At 35.4% G+C, this 16,796-nt stretch carries 17 protein-coding genes and 2 pseudogenes; all 19 read right to left on the bottom strand.

Translation table 11 applies throughout. The features are described 5' to 3' along the window. Positions 1 to 1,426: 1,426 nt before the first annotated feature. The 19 genes and pseudogenes from IPH52_15500 to IPH52_15590 all read right to left on the bottom strand — a co-directional run bounded on the left by IPH52_15500 (position 1,427) and on the right by IPH52_15590 (position 16,247). Positions 1,427 to 1,750 (bottom strand): hypothetical protein, encoded by a 324-nt coding sequence (locus IPH52_15500; GenBank protein ID MBK7056418.1) that lies wholly within the window; start codon positions 1,748 to 1,750, stop codon positions 1,427 to 1,429. A 239-nt stretch (positions 1,751 to 1,989) separates the two neighbouring features. Continuing rightward, a complete protein-coding gene (locus IPH52_15505; GenBank protein ID MBK7056419.1) occupies positions 1,990 to 2,388 on the bottom strand; it encodes an SCO family protein in 399 nt (132 codons plus the stop codon). Then, positions 2,361 to 2,546, bottom strand: coding sequence for a hypothetical protein (locus IPH52_15510; protein MBK7056420.1), 186 nt, complete (start codon positions 2,544 to 2,546; stop codon positions 2,361 to 2,363). The genes IPH52_15505 and IPH52_15510 overlap by 28 nt, the downstream gene beginning before the upstream one ends. A gap of 91 nt (positions 2,547 to 2,637) precedes the next feature. Continuing rightward, on the bottom strand, positions 2,638 to 3,435 hold the full coding sequence (locus tag IPH52_15515; GenBank protein MBK7056421.1) for a formylglycine-generating enzyme family protein: 798 nt from the start codon (positions 3,433 to 3,435) through the stop codon (positions 2,638 to 2,640). Next, positions 3,432 to 4,840 (bottom strand): annotated as a pseudogene (gene nirK, locus IPH52_15520) (nitrite reductase, copper-containing). The gene IPH52_15515 and the pseudogene nirK overlap by 4 nt, the downstream one beginning before the upstream one ends. 153 nt (positions 4,841 to 4,993) lie before the next feature. After that, on the bottom strand, positions 4,994 to 5,311 hold the full coding sequence (locus IPH52_15525; protein MBK7056422.1) for a hypothetical protein: 318 nt from the start codon (positions 5,309 to 5,311) through the stop codon (positions 4,994 to 4,996). 97 nt (positions 5,312 to 5,408) lie between these two features. Then, positions 5,409 to 6,113, bottom strand: coding sequence for an iron-sulfur cluster repair di-iron protein (ric, locus tag IPH52_15530; GenBank protein ID MBK7056423.1), 705 nt, complete (start codon positions 6,111 to 6,113; stop codon positions 5,409 to 5,411). A 74-nt stretch (positions 6,114 to 6,187) separates the two neighbouring features. Next, positions 6,188 to 6,436, bottom strand: a complete 249-nt coding sequence (locus IPH52_15535; protein MBK7056424.1) for a prokaryotic cytochrome C oxidase subunit IV — start codon at positions 6,434 to 6,436, stop codon at positions 6,188 to 6,190. 5 nt (positions 6,437 to 6,441) lie between these two features. Continuing rightward, positions 6,442 to 7,008: a cytochrome c oxidase subunit 3 gene (locus IPH52_15540; GenBank protein ID MBK7056425.1), complete on the bottom strand. Its 567-nt coding sequence runs from the start codon at positions 7,006 to 7,008 to the stop codon at positions 6,442 to 6,444. Positions 7,009 to 7,031: 23 nt separating this feature from the next. Further along, entirely contained in the window at positions 7,032 to 7,394 is a 363-nt protein-coding gene (locus IPH52_15545) for a hemerythrin family protein (protein ID MBK7056426.1), read from the bottom strand. Positions 7,395 to 7,730: 336 nt separating this feature from the next. Continuing rightward, positions 7,731 to 7,967, bottom strand: a complete 237-nt coding sequence (locus IPH52_15550) for a hypothetical protein (GenBank protein ID MBK7056427.1) — start codon at positions 7,965 to 7,967, stop codon at positions 7,731 to 7,733. A 237-nt stretch (positions 7,968 to 8,204) separates the two neighbouring features. After that, the gene (locus IPH52_15555; protein ID MBK7056428.1) at positions 8,205 to 8,468 is read right to left on the bottom strand and encodes a DUF2442 domain-containing protein; all 264 of its coding nucleotides are present in this window, start codon (positions 8,466 to 8,468) and stop codon (positions 8,205 to 8,207) included. A 380-nt stretch (positions 8,469 to 8,848) separates the two neighbouring features. Then, on the bottom strand, positions 8,849 to 9,736 hold the full coding sequence (locus IPH52_15560) for a hypothetical protein (GenBank protein MBK7056429.1): 888 nt from the start codon (positions 9,734 to 9,736) through the stop codon (positions 8,849 to 8,851). 6 nt (positions 9,737 to 9,742) lie between these two features. Then, on the bottom strand, positions 9,743 to 10,063 hold the full coding sequence (locus IPH52_15565) for a hypothetical protein (GenBank protein ID MBK7056430.1): 321 nt from the start codon (positions 10,061 to 10,063) through the stop codon (positions 9,743 to 9,745). A 139-nt stretch (positions 10,064 to 10,202) separates the two neighbouring features. After that, positions 10,203 to 10,850, bottom strand: coding sequence for a hypothetical protein (locus IPH52_15570; GenBank protein MBK7056431.1), 648 nt, complete (start codon positions 10,848 to 10,850; stop codon positions 10,203 to 10,205). 562 nt (positions 10,851 to 11,412) lie between these two features. Continuing rightward, positions 11,413 to 11,646 carry a hypothetical protein gene (locus tag IPH52_15575; protein ID MBK7056432.1) on the bottom strand — a complete coding sequence of 78 codons (234 nt, stop codon included), beginning with the start codon at positions 11,644 to 11,646 and terminating at the stop codon, positions 11,413 to 11,415. A 727-nt stretch (positions 11,647 to 12,373) separates the two neighbouring features. Then, a pseudogene (locus tag IPH52_15580) lies at positions 12,374 to 14,445 on the bottom strand (V-type H(+)-translocating pyrophosphatase). A 565-nt stretch (positions 14,446 to 15,010) separates the two neighbouring features. Continuing rightward, complete coding sequence (locus IPH52_15585; GenBank protein MBK7056433.1) at positions 15,011 to 15,502, bottom strand: hypothetical protein; 492 nt, start codon at positions 15,500 to 15,502, stop codon at positions 15,011 to 15,013. A gap of 460 nt (positions 15,503 to 15,962) precedes the next feature. Then, entirely contained in the window at positions 15,963 to 16,247 is a 285-nt protein-coding gene (locus IPH52_15590; GenBank protein MBK7056434.1) for an ATP-binding cassette domain-containing protein, read from the bottom strand. Positions 16,248 to 16,796: the final 549 nt, after the last annotated feature.

Raw genomic sequence — 16,796 nt, forward strand, 5'->3', positions numbered from 1 at the left:
AAAAGAAAGAAGTCTAAAATTTCTTCTCAATGAATTAATTTTCAGCAGCTAACACAGTAACGGTCTTTTAATAAATAGATAGTAAATATTTAACCCGCCCTGAGAATAATACGGATAATCCACTCCCAATAATGCAAAGAAACTTTGTCCAATTTGCCATATTTGTTGATTATTCACATAATTCATAATATCGCCATTACCAGACTAGAAATCGCAACCAACAACATTCCCATTAAACTTAGAATAAACCCCAATCATTGAAAATATCCTAGAATACAAAGAATATTTGGAAATTATGAAATACATTCTGAATATAAACAACAAAATTACAACGCTCATTATCCCTAAAAGTTTTATATGTAAATACAATATGCCAAATAGTTTTGGATTGAAGGAAAAAAAGTGTTAATAGGAAAACTAACGGCGATATCCACACTCGCTTTACAAAGAACTAGAAGAGAACAAAGAAATGAATTTTACTCTCATCCCTTTTGAAAAAAAATCTAGAATAACTATTGTCTGTAAAACTCCCCCACCAAAAAGATGCGGCTAAAATTAATATCTGAAAGATTTTAGGAAAAGAAAAATACTCGACGTAGACAAGCCAAAATAAGAATAGGAATGCTCAAATAAAACAAAGCTTTACAATAAATTATTGGGTTTATTAATTAAAAATCTTTCGAAGAAGAAAAACAATGCAAATCCCATTGTATAAAGCCAACCCTTCGCTGTAGGCGTCTAAAAAAGTGAATCAAAATAGTTTTTATCGAATCTCCACCAAGCCAAAAGCTATGGAAGAGAATAAGAAAACCCAGTTGTAGAAATAAAAGCATAGTCACTGCTAATTGAATCATTAAAAGTCACTATTTAATTTTCCCTCATTTGCTTTACTGTTCGTAGGAAGTAAATTATAAAGCTAAGCCATAAAAATACCATCAATGTAGAGAACACATGGATAATTTGGAGTATCCACTCATTAGAAAAGAAATCAAAGCAAGAAAGGATAATATTTATGCCACAAAAAAGCAATTTCTCAAAAACTTTGGATCTCTTAGTTGTATCTAGTGAGTAATTTAAAATAAATCCAATAAGCTGGGGCATTAAGCCCAAAATGCTGTAGACTGTGTGCATGTCTAGTATACTCAAAAGGTGTAGGTAATTTTATTTGGATGGCAAACGATAACCGCATACTTATACCTCAGGAAAAGAATTATACAGAACCAAAAGACTGAATTCAAAGCCCAAATCCAAAATTGTTTTTTATCAAAATCTTTCACGTTCACCTCCCCTATCAATAAGTAAGAAAAACTATAAAATTGTAAAAAAATCCAGGATACAGCGGATAATATTAATTAACCTATGATTGCATAGCAACGCTAATCTTCAAAAAACATTCTGACAGACTTTGTATTTATCATTGCATGTTTCACTCTGCAAGTGCTCTCGAAATACTTGGATATAGATTTCTTTTCTCTGCATTATTGGCAACCTTTCTAGCTGCACAATCGGAATGCTCAGTAAAAATCACTAACTTTACACTTTTTTTTTCGACAAGGGCAAGTTCTATCATTTCCATTTCTTTTCTCGAATCACAGAGCCTGCAGGCGGATAACGTAATAGAAATCCTCGAATCGCCAAGTAGTTCTTCTGTGCTAATTCTAGAATCCATACAAAGGATGATTATTACAAGCGGATGATGCTCATAACTCGGTAAAACGTCCTTTACATAAGAAGAAAATTTATTAAACAACTGATTTCTTTATAAACTTTCTCCGGACTAATCTCTACTGTAACATGGGAAAGATTATAGCTTCTCCGAAATGCTTAATAAAAAATTCCAAAGCTAATCATTGATCCACAACAAAAAAAAAAATATCATTTTATAGTAAAAACAAAAACTAAAAATAATATCAAAATAGGAATTGTAAATTTGTTCCGCAAAATTGTGATTAGCTTTTTCGACTTTGATTCCATAGGGTTAATATTTCTCTATAATCGAACTTGAATCTGCTCCAACGCCTTCGATTCGAGAAATAATTTTACCTTCTTGGAGACAAGGGATATTACAGTAGAGTGATTGAAATCATTTCCTGACGTCTTTTTATAAGAAATTCCTAGCAGAACAGAAATTGTTCGCACCGAATCTTCCTTTCCATGAAGCAAATTCCAATTATCCCCTAGTTCCATTTTCTTAGCGTAGGATTTAAGTGCTTCCGGAGAATCTTTTTCAGGGTCAAAACTAACTAAAACCATCTTAGGAGGCTTACCAGTCTTTTGTGCTATTTTTTTTGCGATTAGTTGCATATCAGAAACAATCCTAGGACATACACTCTGGCAAGAAGCATAAAACATACTTACAATCATTGCCTCTCCCTTTGGTCTTTCCAATGAAACATTTTGTTGTCCTGCGTTGTCCACATATCTTCCAAGTCAAACAGAGAGCCTTCCGCAGCAGCACTTGCGGGTAACGCATGGTGTTTGTGATCGTGATGTCCTTCTTTACACGATATCAGAATCGTGAGTAAAATAAATACGATAGTTCTCATACTATCCTCCAATTTTTTTACCACGGATGAACACAGATGAACACGGATAAGATTGAAATATTAAATTCATCAGTGTTCATCCGTGGTATTCTTATAAATCCTTGGCACAGCGAAATCCCAAATACTTTCCAGTACCATCCTTTAATCCGGCTCTGTAGCCAAATCGCATATAAGCCGCATAATTATTAAAATCATTTGCTTTGAGTGCGCCTGCCCCACAAAACAAAGAAGATTCTAAATCCGAATCAGCACACGAGTCACCCGTAACCGAAGCAGAATTAAAATCATAAACCCATTCCCAGATGAGTCCATGCAAATCATATATACCTAACGCATTTTTATATCTTCCGATAGAAGGTAAATGGTCTGGTTTTTTTTCACCATACCAGCGCATAATCTCTTTATCCACAGTCTTACTGTTTCCTCCAATCGGAGGGATAAACGCTGCGTATTCCCATTCATATGCATTAGGTAATCTTTTTCCTTGTGACTCACAGTATCCTTTCGCAGAAAACCAAGAGATGTAGGTAACAGGAGAATCTAGTATAAAATTTTCCTTCTTAGTTTTCCAGTCATCTAAGTATCCTTCATCAGCAAAGATCTGAGGAGTATTTTCTTTTTTCCACTTTGGGTTTTTACTAATAAACTCAGAATAATCTTTTGGTAACAAGGTATTTATCCAAGTAAAAGATTTTACCGGAATTGGTTTAGTCGCAGACTCAGCATCTACTTTGATAAATGGCTTGTAAACACCGGCTGGAACTTTTACCAATTCAGAACTTAGTAGAGGAAATGTTATACCACAGATGTAAAGATATAAACTGATATATACAAAAACCCTAAATCTTTTATCCGTGTTTATCCGTGTGCATCCGTGGTAATCTTTCATTTTTTGTTCTTCTTCACTTCTTCTGCTGACACTTCCAATCCTTTATTTTCCCATTTGCTATAAACATAAGTAAGGACATTTGCAATATCGTCGTCTGAGAGTTCTAGGTGCGGCATAACGTTGTTATACTTCTGACCATTAACAGTGATTTCTCCTGTTAGCCCCTTTAACAAAATACCGATTGCTCTTTCTTTGTTAGCATTGAGATAATCAGACTTCGCAAGAGGCGGAAATACATTTGTACACCCTGTCCTTCTTTCATGTGGCAAGCGGAACAGTTAGTATTAAATACTCTTTCTCCGATTTCAATTTTTTCCGCTTTTGTTTTTGCTTTCGGCGCTTCTACTGATTCCGTTTTCATTCTCTGAATTGCACTTCCTTCCGGCAAATACACAGTATCCTCTTGCTTGCCTGAATAGATGGTTTTATTCTCTTCGCCTTCTACTTTGAGCATTCCGAGAGAACCTTTATTAAACGTTCTAAAGATAGAATGGTCTACTAAAATGAGTGTTGAAGGAACTTCTACTTTAAAATCTACAATAGCAGATCCACCTGCAGGCACAAGAGTTGTTTGCACATTCTTCTGATTAGCCACAGTTCCACCTTCTGTGTAAACACTGTCAAAAATTTCTCCAATGACGTGAAAGGAGGAAAGTAAATTAGGTCCACCATTTCCCACAAACAAACGCACAGTTTCCCCTACTTTTGCTTTGAGTGCTTTATTGTCTGTAAGCGATCCAACCGAACCATTAAACACAACATAATCAGGAGTTTCCGTTAGAGCTTTTTCCATATTAAATCCCTGTAGCCCTGGAGCTCCATGTTTTCCATTTGTATAAAATTCACTTTGCACAATGTAGTATTCTTTATCTACTTTAGGCAAACCTTCTTTTGGCTCTACAAAAATGAGTCCATACATTCCATTTGCAATATGCATTCCCACTGGAGAAGTTGCACAATGGTAAATATAAAGTCCCGCGTTAATCGCTTTAAACGAAAACTTAGAAGATCTTCCTGGAACAGTTAGAGAAGCTCCTGCTCCACCGCCTTGACCGGTTACTGCGTGTAAGTCGATGTTGTGAGGCATTTTGCTACTTGGGTGATTGTGTAAATTAAACTCTACATCATCCCCTTCTCTAATCCGAATAAAAGGACCAGGCACAGTTCCACCAAATGTCCAAAAAGTATATTCTACACCATCTGCCAATCGACCGACCACTTCTTTTGTCTCCAGATTGATGACTACTTTGGCTGGGTTTTTTCGAGTGATTGGGGGAGGAACTTCGGGGGCATACGTAAGCTTAGCCTCTTCCATAACAGGTTCTTTGTTACAGGCAGAAAACCAAACTATTGAAAATATCAATACAATGATAATATGCCCAAATTTTCGTGCAATAGGTTTCATTCATAATTCTCCATTAATAAAACACCTAGCATCTTTCAAATATAATGGAATTGATTTAGATCAAAAGGATATATTTTTTTATCGACTCAAACCTTTATGATAACCTTCTTTATAGAGTTTTAGAGAACAGTTTATAAAAAATTCAAATTTCAATTAATGAATCCCCAGAATATGACCTAGCTTATTTTTTTTAGTTAGCAGATACTGGTGATTTTCCTCAACGGACTCAATTTCAAGAGGCACGCGTCCTGTAATTTCTAAGCCATAACCTTCTAACCCAACTAGCTTACGTGGGTTATTTGTCATTATCCGCATTTTTTCGACACCTATATCTCTTAATATCTGAGCACCAATTCCATAATCACGCAGGTCAGGCGCAAAACCTAACTTCTCGTTAGCCTCAACAGTATCAAATCCAGTATCTTGAATCGCATAAGCTTTTAATTTATTTATCTTTCTAGTAATTTGCATCCAACTTCTCCCATAATTCTATCTCCTTCTATCCCACAAAACTAAAGGCTTAAAGCAAAATCGGACTTTCGTCTCTTTCATAATAAGGTGTTATGAACTAAACGGGGTAAAATTTTTTAGAATGCAAAATTCTAGGAAACAAAACATTATTTTCTAGATGAATATGTGTTTGGAGATCAGCTATATATTCTGCTAAAGTAGAATAACATATTTTCCAAGTTGTGCAGGCATAAGTTGGCGGAGTAAAGTAATTTGTTAGCGCTGTTAATTCTTTAATAAGAATTCCAACTTCTTCGTGCTCTAATTCCATTGCTTGAATTGGGGAACTTATCTGATCTTTGGGAAAATTGGAAGGAGTTCCATTAGCGATAGAGACCATGGCGGGGAAAAGTATATTTTCTTCTTTCATTAGATGAGGCATTAATTCATCTGTCAGAGCTTTGATTAACGCATATAGCTTATTAACCTCTGGATGTCTATCGCCATGGGCTAACACCATTTTGCTGCTATATCGCAAAAGCAATTCCCCTTTTTCGCGTGTATATACATGATGAGTAGATACAATGTAATCAATCAGTTCGACCATCGTCAGATTCTCTGCAAGAGTATCGGGTTCACCCTTTGTGGATAGGCTTTCTAATTCTGAAAGCACCAAATCACTATCAACCGCAGCATTTTGACATGCTTCTTTTAGAGTTTTCTTTCCACCACAGCAAAAATCAATTCCATGCTTGCTAAATAAATGCGCTGTTCTATAATCCTCTGTTACAAATTCTCCAACTTTCTTTTCTTCTAGTATCATTTTTCCTCACTCTCAAAATTCTTTAGAAAGGTTCTCACTAAAAAGGAAATATGTAATTGATATATATCAACTTGTTAAATAGAACTATAGAATTTTATGAATAAAGAAAAACCAAATATTAAAATAAAGATAATTGTTTTCCAAAAAAAATGAGCATTTCTCAAATCCATAAAAAAGTAGGAAATTAAAATGAATTTAAAAAAGCTAATTCCTATGATAAAATCTTTTGATTGCTCAAAAGAATTTCCAGACAGAAAAAAACTTAGATAAATGGAGAGTAACAATAAACCAAATACGATAAACGGAGTTTTTTTTATTTTCAAACTAATCACCTAATTAAATAAAGGACTGGAAATAATACAACCCAGATCAAGTCACACATATGCCAGAAGGATGCTCCTGCTTCTAAATTTTCTAGTGAAATTGTTCTTCGGTATAGAAAAATAAAAGATAAAATTGCAGTGCCCGCAATCACATGAACAAAATGAAATCCAGTGAGCAACCAATAAAAGGAAAAAAAATCACCGGAGTGAATGGTTTGTCCTATGTTTAATTTTTCATTGTATTCGAATCCTTTTAAAAATAGAAAACAAAGTCCAAATAAAATAGCGGCTACTAATGAGTAACCTAATGCCCTTGTTTGATTGTCCTTGTGAAAATTAACAGCCAACGCCATAAAAAATCCACTGGTAATAAGAAAGATCGTATTCCATAAGCCATAATTCAAATGAAGACTGGATTGCATTTTGTAAAACTCTTCCACTGCTTTTCTTTTCTCATGTAATAAAGCTCCGATCCCCATAAAAAAAGTAGCAATCTCTACTAAAATAATGATCCAAATCAAAATACCGCCGGGCTGATAGAAGATGGATTTTTGTTTTTCAATATCACTCATAAAATTCCCTCAATTTTGAATAATTAAACTTTTCTCTGATTGGTTAGCATTTCTTTTACAAGTGGCGCATAACCTTCCTTATCCGATTTTAGTATATGCGATCTTAACCAAACAAAAAGAAACTCAAGTGTTTTCTTTCCTACATTTGATGTGCCTGTCTTTAGTTCTTCTTCTACACTTTCAATTCTATCAATGAACTTTTTATGCTCTTTTTTATGATTTGAAAAATCAGTGTAGGATGCCATTAGCATGAGTTCTTCTTCCATCGTAAAATGAGTATACGTATAGATTTTTAGATTATTGATAACTCTTTTTAATGCTTCTCTTTCAATATTAAATTTCTTTCTAGTAAATTGCATTCCACTTATCCCATAATTCTCTCCCATTCTAATTCCACAAATTAAAAGCTTAAATACCACTACTCAAAAATAAGTTCCACTATTTTACACAAAAGGGGGTTCCCAATTGCCAAGAACACGGTGCCAGTTGTAGATTAGAAAATACTTTTGGCAATTGGTATAGCAAAATCGGATTGCTCCTTATTTATAAAGAGATGTTATGAGCTTAACAGGGTAAATTTTTCATTTATAAACAAAATCTTTGAATGCAATTTATCGTTGTATCGCTATTCACTTATAGAGAGAAGAACTAACATAAAATGCGAGAGTTTTTAAATTATATTCTAATGAACATTTAAACAAATACGAAGAACATTTCTATTACTAGAATTGATGTCCGGGTTTTACGTTCGTATTGGAACCTGATCTGTTTCCAATGCCCCCAATATTTGAACTATCCCGACTGCTTGATCTCCCCCCGCCACCTTTTAAAAATGAAGGTAAATTAAACATTCTTGGAGAAAATGCACTCTCCTCTTTCATAATGTTTGCTCTATGCACTCTCATAATTTGTTCAAAAGTTTCTTTATCTCTCTTTTCTTTTAGTTCTTTTTCATCCAATGTCTCGCAAGAATTCAAAAAAAAGAAAAATGAAGATAACAAACAAAAAGTATTTATTAACGTGATTATTTTCATAATTTCCTCCTACCTTCCTCAAATCTCTTTTGAAGTAAGTTCAATTGTTCCCTTTAATTTTAGTAGTCTATTTCCAATTTTGTTTTCCACAAAATTTGGTTGAGTCAAAGACACAACAACGATAGAGAATTATACTGAATATCCGCATCATATTTTTCATGATTAATAAAATCTTTTCTTTGTCATATCGCCTTTGCCTAAAAGTAAACCGCTAACACTTATATCCTCGTCAATGTCTTCCCAATTAATCCCTTCCCCATCTCCAAGCAGTCTATAATTTTTTCTCTGCTTAATCGTTGCTTTGTTTAATCGAGGAAACCATACCAAATGGATAGATAAACTTCTGCCATCTTTTAACGATACAAACATATTATCTTTATCAAACCATATTTTTTGAGCTAATGCTTCAATCTGTAAAGTATTCATTCCAATTATCCTTTATTTCCTCTAATCTTTTGTGAATGAATAATAAAAAAATCTAAACCCTTTTTCATAAAATACATTAGGCATATATTCAATATTTAATTTGAGAAATTATTCCCTGTCAAGTTTTTATTGTCTTTCTAGCACCTGTCGGCTAATTTGCATTTCACTTCTCTCATTATTCTATCTCATTATAATTCCGCAAATTTAAAGCTTAAAGCAAAACCGGATGCTCCTTATTTATAAAACGGTGTCATGAACTAAATGGGGTAAAATTTTACCGAATAATAACGATTATTCGATCTATTTGCTATTAGCCTTTTTGTTTGCAATTTCATTTTTTTGCAATCTTCCATTTATCATTGTTCATTAACAATTAACCATTACTTATCTGCCTCTGCATCTTTATCATACAAAATAAATTCTTTCTTGACTTGTTCGTAAGTCTTACCCACATCATCTTTTCCATCGAACGCAAACTTGGTATTAGGCGGTAGTTCTTTGAGGGTGATTGTGAAGCCGGGGACAGTTGTCCTATCATTAAGCCCACTCCCCCAAAAATTTGCATTGTAAGAGCCCACTAGCAAAGTTGATAAAGGATTTAATTCGATAATTATTTGATAAACTTTCCTAGGCTTAAAATTTACCTCCATTTGTAATCCTCTATGAATGAATTGCTCAAAGAGCGTGTTTTCTACTGTAAGTCTTCCAACCGGATTATTTACTAAAGCCTTATACTGTGCAAAGTCTTTGTAGGAATCTAGATAAAGAATTACCTGTAACTCTCCTTTTTCGGAAGGAACCGGAAATAAGTATTCAGAACCATGAGCCATAAACAAACAACTTCTTTCTGTATTTATATAATTTTCAAAGATAATTTGTTCTTTTATCTTTGAGCTTACATTATACTGAGCGACATTTTCTTTAAGTGGATTTAATAACTGACCGTTCATTTCAATATAAATGGGTAGCATTTTTACCTTTTTAAGATATGTCCCTAAGTCAATTTCTGACCTACGATAAGGCTCTAAGTTATACTCTAAGTAATCTGTGTCTAATTTAGGGATTTTTAAATAAATAAATGAATGGTTTTTAATCAACCTCTCTTCTATTGTCCGGCTCCTGTTATTACAATTTTCTAAGTTTCGGGCTGACTTAAGCTCTCGGCTAAACTTACCAATTGAATGGCAAGACGTTCCAGCATAGGCAAATAAGCTTTCATTCAATGAAAAAAGTAGTAAAAGAAGAAGTTGAATTTTTGATATCTTCATAATAATTTATCTAAACTCAGATAGGGGACCGCCCTGACTCCAAGTTTCACCACTTATCCCACCCCACATTTGGCCTTCAATAATAGTTTTACCCATTTGAAAAGTTGCAAATGTGAAATATCTTGGTGCCCAATGCAATTGATTAATCCTTGCAAGTCCTTCTTCGGTAAGAAGCTTATCTGAATTTAAAAAACCGTCAACCCCTTCCGTTGACATTCCGTTAATTGCACTAGCGGTTGAACCCGCCGTGCTTAAAAAATCACCAGCTGCTTCCCCTTGCTCCGCTGCTCCTTTTCTTTCTAGTAATCTGCATTCAACTTCTCTCATAATTCTATCTCCTTCTATCCCACAAAGTTAAAGTGTAAAGCAAAAATGGACTTTCGTCTCTTTCATAATAAGGTGTTAAGAACTAAATGGGGTAAAATTTTTTTAACATTATACAATGCATTATGAAATTAGCCGTTACTTAATAACTAAAGAAGGGATCTTTCTTATAATCATTTTTACATGTTTTTCTACAATCTTCTGCCATCAGTGAGTTAAAGACAGTTAGCCGCACTTTGCTTGCCTTTAACTCTATGATTGCATTCGATGGATCTGCCTCTAATAATATTTTATAATTGTTCGCTAATGGATTTGCAGCACAGTAAATAAACATATTGGAAGATGTAGATGAATCAAGTGTGAAGCTTTGAATCGTCTTAGTTATATTTAATACAAAAATAAAACTTGGGTCAAGTGTTGAATTATTATTCGTGGGAGCAGTTGCTTTCGTATAGACAGAGCAACTTGCTGTGCCGGTAGCCGAAATATTAAAGACCTTTTTAGAAAAATCACTCTGACTAAAACTAAAAGGATATATATCAACATCGGTTGCACCCAATTGTCCTGAGACTCCAAAGGATTGAGAGGCTAATGGCAACTTTAAAACAATCGTTGAATCTGTCTGTATAAAACTATCATTGGGTTCTTTCTCCGGAGTTGCCAATGTTTTATATGTAAGAAAGAAATTTTCCGTCGCGCCCGTCGGAGAAATAGCAACGATGTCATTAAAAACTAGGAAGCCAAGAATCTCTCCCTCACCACATCCTTGCAAACATTTATCATAATCCAATTTATTCCAAAAGTACTGACTCTCTTGATGGCATGCGGAAAGAAATAAAAATACAATTATTAATATAAGTCTTGTAATCATAATTATCCTCAATTATTTATTTTAGCGAGGGCATTAATACGCTGGAATAGTTCCCGGTTGATAGTCTCCACTTCTCCCATAATTCTTTTTCCTTCCATCCCACAAATTAAAAGCTTAAATACCACTTCTCGCATATAAGTTCCACTATTTTTCTACAAAGGGGTATTCCCCATTCTCAAAAGCAGAGTATCCAATTTTAATTCAGAATTTACTTTTGAGAATGGGTATAGCAAAATCGGATTGCTCCTCTCTCATAAAAATGTGTTATGAATTAAACGGGGTAAAATTTTTGCCTCAATTCAAAAGCCCGACTATTGTGGAGATATACCTCTGGTATCCAAGAAAAACCTGGCTTTAAAAAATGTCAATAGGATTCAAAATTCAAAAGTAATAATTCGAGATTATTTATGGAGGACGAGCCTTTGGTCGAAAGTAACCGTTCAGATAGGTATGCGTTTCTTTTAATCCTTCCATTGTCTTTCTAGCTGAGTAGGAATAAACAACGGTTAGCTGCAGCTTTCCCCTTTCGTAAAGGGGTTAGTGGATTTTTTTTAAAACAGTCAGGGCAGTTTTGTGGTTTTACGTCAAAACTATTCTCAATAGCCTTAGCCCAAGTTCTTTGTTCGATGAATTCAAGCTTTTCTTTTATTCGGTTTGCATAGATCACATAATAGCGAATCATTTTTCGGTTTGGTTCAGGTAGAAAAAATAACATTCGCGCCATGAATTCATAAACATCAATGGTTTGTTCTACCTAACCCCACACTTTATACTTTTGATGAACAATGACAATTAGCCCCTTCCCTTAAAGGAAGGGGAATTTACAGTATAGATTAGTAAATTTTACAATTAATTCCCCTTCCTTTTAGGGAAGGGGCTACGTATTAATATCCGACAACATCTGAAGATGCGGGGTTAGGTCAAAAAGTTCTTTCAAATGCTGGAAGATAAGCGGGTTTAGTTTTATCGGTTGAACAAATATACAAAGTAGTTTGGCTCCTACTCTATATAGGTCAGAAAACTAAAAAGATGTGCAAATCTACTAAAGCCCCAACGGGGCGAAATATTCTCCGCATGGGTGTCCCCTCAGCCCATGTAATAATTCATGAAAGAATTAATTTAAGAATCCATTTCAAAACCAATAACTACCAGTATCCCTTCCGATAAGCTGTCCTTTACTCACATCCGGTCTAGCTACGCTTATACAGCCGGTCTAGCACCGGTGAGCAAGGGCAATTTAAAGCGGACGTATTCCGGTTCGATAAGCGGAGCTAGACCGAAGATGAGTTATAGTCAACATATACAAAGGATATAGAGTTCATTTTATCTGTGATTAATAAATAAAAAAGCCCTTCTCCTTTGCGGTTTAGTTCCGCAAAGGAGAAGGGCTTACACGTATTAGTCTCTCAACCCCAAGAATATTGGGGTGAGGCGAGGTAATTTTATTTAGTTAAAAGTCCACCATGTGTTACAAAGAATTCCACAAACACTAAGCTGATAATAGCCATGAGTTTGATTAGAATGTTGATAGCAGGACCGGATGTGTCTTTGAACGGATCACCAACAGTATCCCCTACTACAGCAGCTTTGTGTAAGTCAGTTCCTTTTTTACCAGCAGCTTCGATGTATTTCTTTGCATTGTCCCAAGCACCGCCTGAGTTTGCGCTAGAAATTGCAAGAACTACTCCGGAGACTAACGCACCAGCGAGCATTCCTGCCAAGCAATTTACCGAATAGCCAACCAACCAAGAGTGGAGAAAGAATTACAAGGAGTCCCGGAGCTATCATTTCACGAAGCAGCAGTTGTAGAGATGTCTACGCATTTTTTGTAATCAGGTTTACCAGTTCCTTCCATAAGACCAGGAATTTCTTTAAACTGACGACGAACTTCTTCTACCATGTCTTTCGCTGCATCACCGACTGATTTCATTGTGAAAGCAGAGAAGATAAATGGAAGCATAGCACCAAATAATAATCCACCGAATACGAGTGGATCTAGTAGTTCGATATTTCCAATAGTAGAATCTTGTAAACGAGAACGAGTGATAAAGGCAACAAATAAAGCAAGTGAGGTTAATGCAGCAGAGCCGATAGCAAAACCTTTACCGACAGCAGCAGTAGTGTTACCTGCAGCGTCTAACGTATCTGTTCTATCTCTTACTTCTTTTCCTAGACCAGCCATTTCAGAAATTCCACCAGCGTTGTCGGATACTGGTCCGTATGCGTCAATGGTAAGACCGATTGCGATTGTAGAAATCATTCCAAGAGCAGCGATTGCAATTCCATACATACCAGCCATTGTGCTAGAACCAACAATTGTGATTACGAGTAATACAACTGGCAATACAGAACTTTTGTAACCAAGAGCCAAACCGTAGATGATGTTCGTTGCCGCACCTGTATTACAAGCGTCAGCTACTTCACGGAACAGGTTTGTAAGAATGAGAAGTGTAAAACTCAGTGATAACACCGATAAACATTCCAGAAAAAAGTCCGAGGATTAGGGAATAATAAACATTCATTTTAGTGATTGTCTTGCCAGCTAATTCAAAATCTACCATGAATCTATCTGTTACAAAATACATAACAGTAGCCACGATGATAGTAGAAATCCAAAGTTGTTTTTTTTTAGAGTTCCTTCTACACTTCCACCTTCTTTACGCGCAAAAAAGTTTGAGTTAACAGCAGGAATTCAAATGCAGAAGTTAAAACAGGATATAAAATGCGTTCGTATTTCCGCTAAGAGCAGTAGCAGTTGCCCCAATCACAAGAGCCGCACAAGTTGCTTCAGCTGCAGAACCAAATAAGTCAGCACCCATACCAGCGATATCGCCTACGTTATCACCAACGTTATCCGCAATCGTAGCGGGGTTACGGGGATCATCTTCTGGGATTCCTTTTTCTACTTTACCAACTAAGGCCAGCACCCCAACATGCGGCTTTTGAGTATATACCACCACCTACACGGGAAACAAAGCAACAGAAGATCCACAAGACCAAATTCACGAGAGTTCCATCAAAATATGTTTTTCCATTCCAGGGTAAGCGCCGTGAAGATTAAAAGAGTGCAAATGAGTCCGAGGATTGGCATACCGATGAGACCAAATCCCATTATAGCCCAGAATCGAAAGCAACTCTAAATGCTTTAGGAAGGATCTTTGCAGCTTGTGCAGTGCGAACGTTACCCATGGGTTGCGATTCTCATTCCGATAAATCCAGAGAAATAAGAAAATGATTGCTCCAGAAATGAAAGCAATCGCTGTGGAAAAGCCCTTCATTAAAGTCGGTCTTAGGATTGTCTAAGAGAAAAAAGATAACTACTGTCATTACAGTCGATGAAAATACTAATTACTTTGAAATTCTCTCCATTAGAAATGCCATTGCCCCTTCTGCTATGGCAGCCGAGATGGTCTTTAATTTTACATCTTCTGGGTGTCTTTCCATCTACTCCGGCTACTTTGATCGTAATCACTTTACTAGTGAAAACGGCTGCAGTTAAGCGAAGTATAGACATGGCGATGATTATTACAGATACTCCCATTCAAAACTCTACTTGATTGATTGATTTTAAAATTGAATTTTGTGACTATCCGATTAAAATTTGCAGAAAAGGTATAGGTCAAGAGAAAAAAAAAGACTTAAAGATTAAAAATTAATAGGAATCCCCCTTATCTCATCTGTCTTCTTTGGAATAGGAACTAATTCCAAACCACTATAAATGAGGTGAGATATAATTAGAGGGCACAATTATTCAAAACCAACTCATTTAGCTTCGCTCCAAAATTGAAAACCCCCTTATTCATCGCATTTTACAGCGTGAGTGGGAGGCAAAAATCATTCCACGATACTGGGAAATTTCCAATTCTAAATAATTCATTTTGGGAAACGGATACATGGGAACTGGAGAAACACATCAAAATAAAGGGGAATATTTCCGTGGTCAAAACATCTTTCCCGTTTCTACAAAAACTTGCTACGACCAAACGTTCCTTGAATCGAAAGAATACATAGAACTATCGGAAGAAAATACTTAGATTGTCTCCTTGAAACTTAAATCCAAATAGAATCGCTGCTCCCATCTAAACCAACAGAGACACCCAATTAAAAATGGCGCCAGTCCAATTCAATAAATATTCGAAAAAGTAGAAATAGGAGCTAGTTGAATCCTTAAATGGTGCGCTCTTCAATTTCCTAATAAACGTCATTGAGTGAACAAAAAGCATGATAATAGAAAATACAATGAGTCCGGGAACTGCCATTTCAAAATCGTTCTTTGTTCCCGAACTTCCTGAAAATGTTTCGTTGTATTGAATGAATTTTTTTACTTTTGCAATTTTATAAGCAAAGGATTCCATTTCGAGAATAACAAGCGTTACCCCAACAAGATACATCGGGTTGGTCATGTCTCCTGTCATTTCCGGCTTGAATTGTATGATTCCAATTTTCTGATTTACTTTTTCTAAGATTCTGAAAAGTTTCCTGGAAGAACAAAACCTGCATGAATCTTTTTCTTTCAGTAAACTTTTTAATACTTCTCTATCCTTTGCATCTGTGATTTGAAAAACATTCAAGTCATTCTTCTTTTGTGTTTTTAAATTTCAATCCATTCTTTGCTGTAAGATTTTCCCAAAAGCCTCGATCTAAATTTTCAATTCCAATGCTTAAAGAATTCATTCCACCCGGAAAACATCCAATATAAAAATACAAAAAAAGGAGATGCAATAAATGTACTAATCAAAGGCCAAGTTCAAATTGATCTAAGAGGGTTTTTAACAAAGCCAGATATTCATTCTCGTAGACTCCTTCCTGTCAAGCTAATAAAAATATCTTCTAGAGGTATCTTGTCTGATTTTAAACCCTTTCAAGTGAATTCCTTCTTTTGAAATGATATTTAGAATTTATGTCTAATTTCTCTTTGATATTTTTTCCAGAAATAAAAATTCGACTCTTTGTTACTTTACAGTTTGTTGAGTGTAACGAGACTTATTTCATAGCTTATCTGCATTAAACCCCACCCTGAATTTCCTAGTTCTAGAATTTCCCCCTTCCGTATTTGTCTTTTATTTCGGGGTCATGCATTAGAGCGAGTAAAATATTGAGTCTTCTTTGCATTCCTCCTGATAGATTCGAAGCGATTTCGTTTTTCTTTGCTTCAAGTCCTAATTGTTCTAGAAGGGCAGACTTCCTACTCCCGGAAGTTTTACGGTCCGTAAATATCTCCCATAAAAACCAATTGCTCTTTACAATAAGAAGTTTCCAGACAAGATTCTGTGGACAAATTCCAACTCGGTCACGGTTTTTTATCTTCTGTTGCAACTACTCTTCCGCAAGAAAAAGATTTTGCCATTATCCGCCTCTGAGACTCCTGCTATCCTCATAGATATGAGCGTGTTTTTTCCTGCTCCATTCGACAGAGTAATCCGAATAATTCGCCAGAATAAATTTCTAAGTTTATGTTTTGAAATGCTTTGAAATCACCAAAGTTTTATTTAGATTTTCAATCTTTAAAACTACAGTCTTAGATGGATTAATTTCCAACTCTACTCTCGTCTAATTCAGCCAATTGCTGTTCGAGTCTCACTTCGACTAACTACCGGGGTTTGAGGCTGTTCACTCTGCCCGATCGCTTCTTCGTACCGTGATTTACATTTATATTCCAACCGGATACATAATGAAGACAAGTATGATGACTATTCACAAAGTATTTGAACTGCTTTTTGGTTTTGGATAAGCCCATGCAGAAGGAGGATGCATGCAAGGCCTTTTCTAATCTAGCAATTTTACGCATTCTCTTGATTATCTTTTCATATTGACAACAATCTATCATCGGATCTGCTAACTCTGCGTCGAAGTTCTTTTTCTCAA

The sequence above is a fragment of the Leptospiraceae bacterium genome (assembly GCA_016708435.1).
Classification (GTDB): domain Bacteria; phylum Spirochaetota; class Leptospiria; order Leptospirales; family Leptospiraceae; genus UBA2033.

Coding starts and splice junctions, on each gene's coding strand:
- IPH52_15510 (MBK7056420.1), bottom strand. CDS start 2,546: ATGAGAACTATCGTATTTATTTTACTCACGATTCTGATATCGTGTAAA.
- IPH52_15515 (MBK7056421.1), bottom strand. CDS start 3,435: ATGAAAGATTACCACGGATGCACACGGATAAACACGGATAAAAGATTT.
- IPH52_15525 (MBK7056422.1), bottom strand. CDS start 5,311: ATGCAAATTACTAGAAAGATAAATAAATTAAAAGCTTATGCGATTCAA.
- ric (MBK7056423.1), bottom strand. CDS start 6,113: ATGATACTAGAAGAAAAGAAAGTTGGAGAATTTGTAACAGAGGATTAT.
- IPH52_15540 (MBK7056425.1), bottom strand. CDS start 7,008: ATGAGTGATATTGAAAAACAAAAATCCATCTTCTATCAGCCCGGCGGT.
- IPH52_15545 (MBK7056426.1), bottom strand. CDS start 7,394: ATGGGAGAGAATTATGGGATAAGTGGAATGCAATTTACTAGAAAGAAA.
- IPH52_15555 (MBK7056428.1), bottom strand. CDS start 8,468: ATGAATACTTTACAGATTGAAGCATTAGCTCAAAAAATATGGTTTGAT.
- IPH52_15560 (MBK7056429.1), bottom strand. CDS start 9,736: ATGAAGATATCAAAAATTCAACTTCTTCTTTTACTACTTTTTTCATTG.
- IPH52_15565 (MBK7056430.1), bottom strand. CDS start 10,063: ATGAGAGAAGTTGAATGCAGATTACTAGAAAGAAAAGGAGCAGCGGAG.
- IPH52_15575 (MBK7056432.1), bottom strand. CDS start 11,646: ATGTTATTTTTTCTACCTGAACCAAACCGAAAAATGATTCGCTATTAT.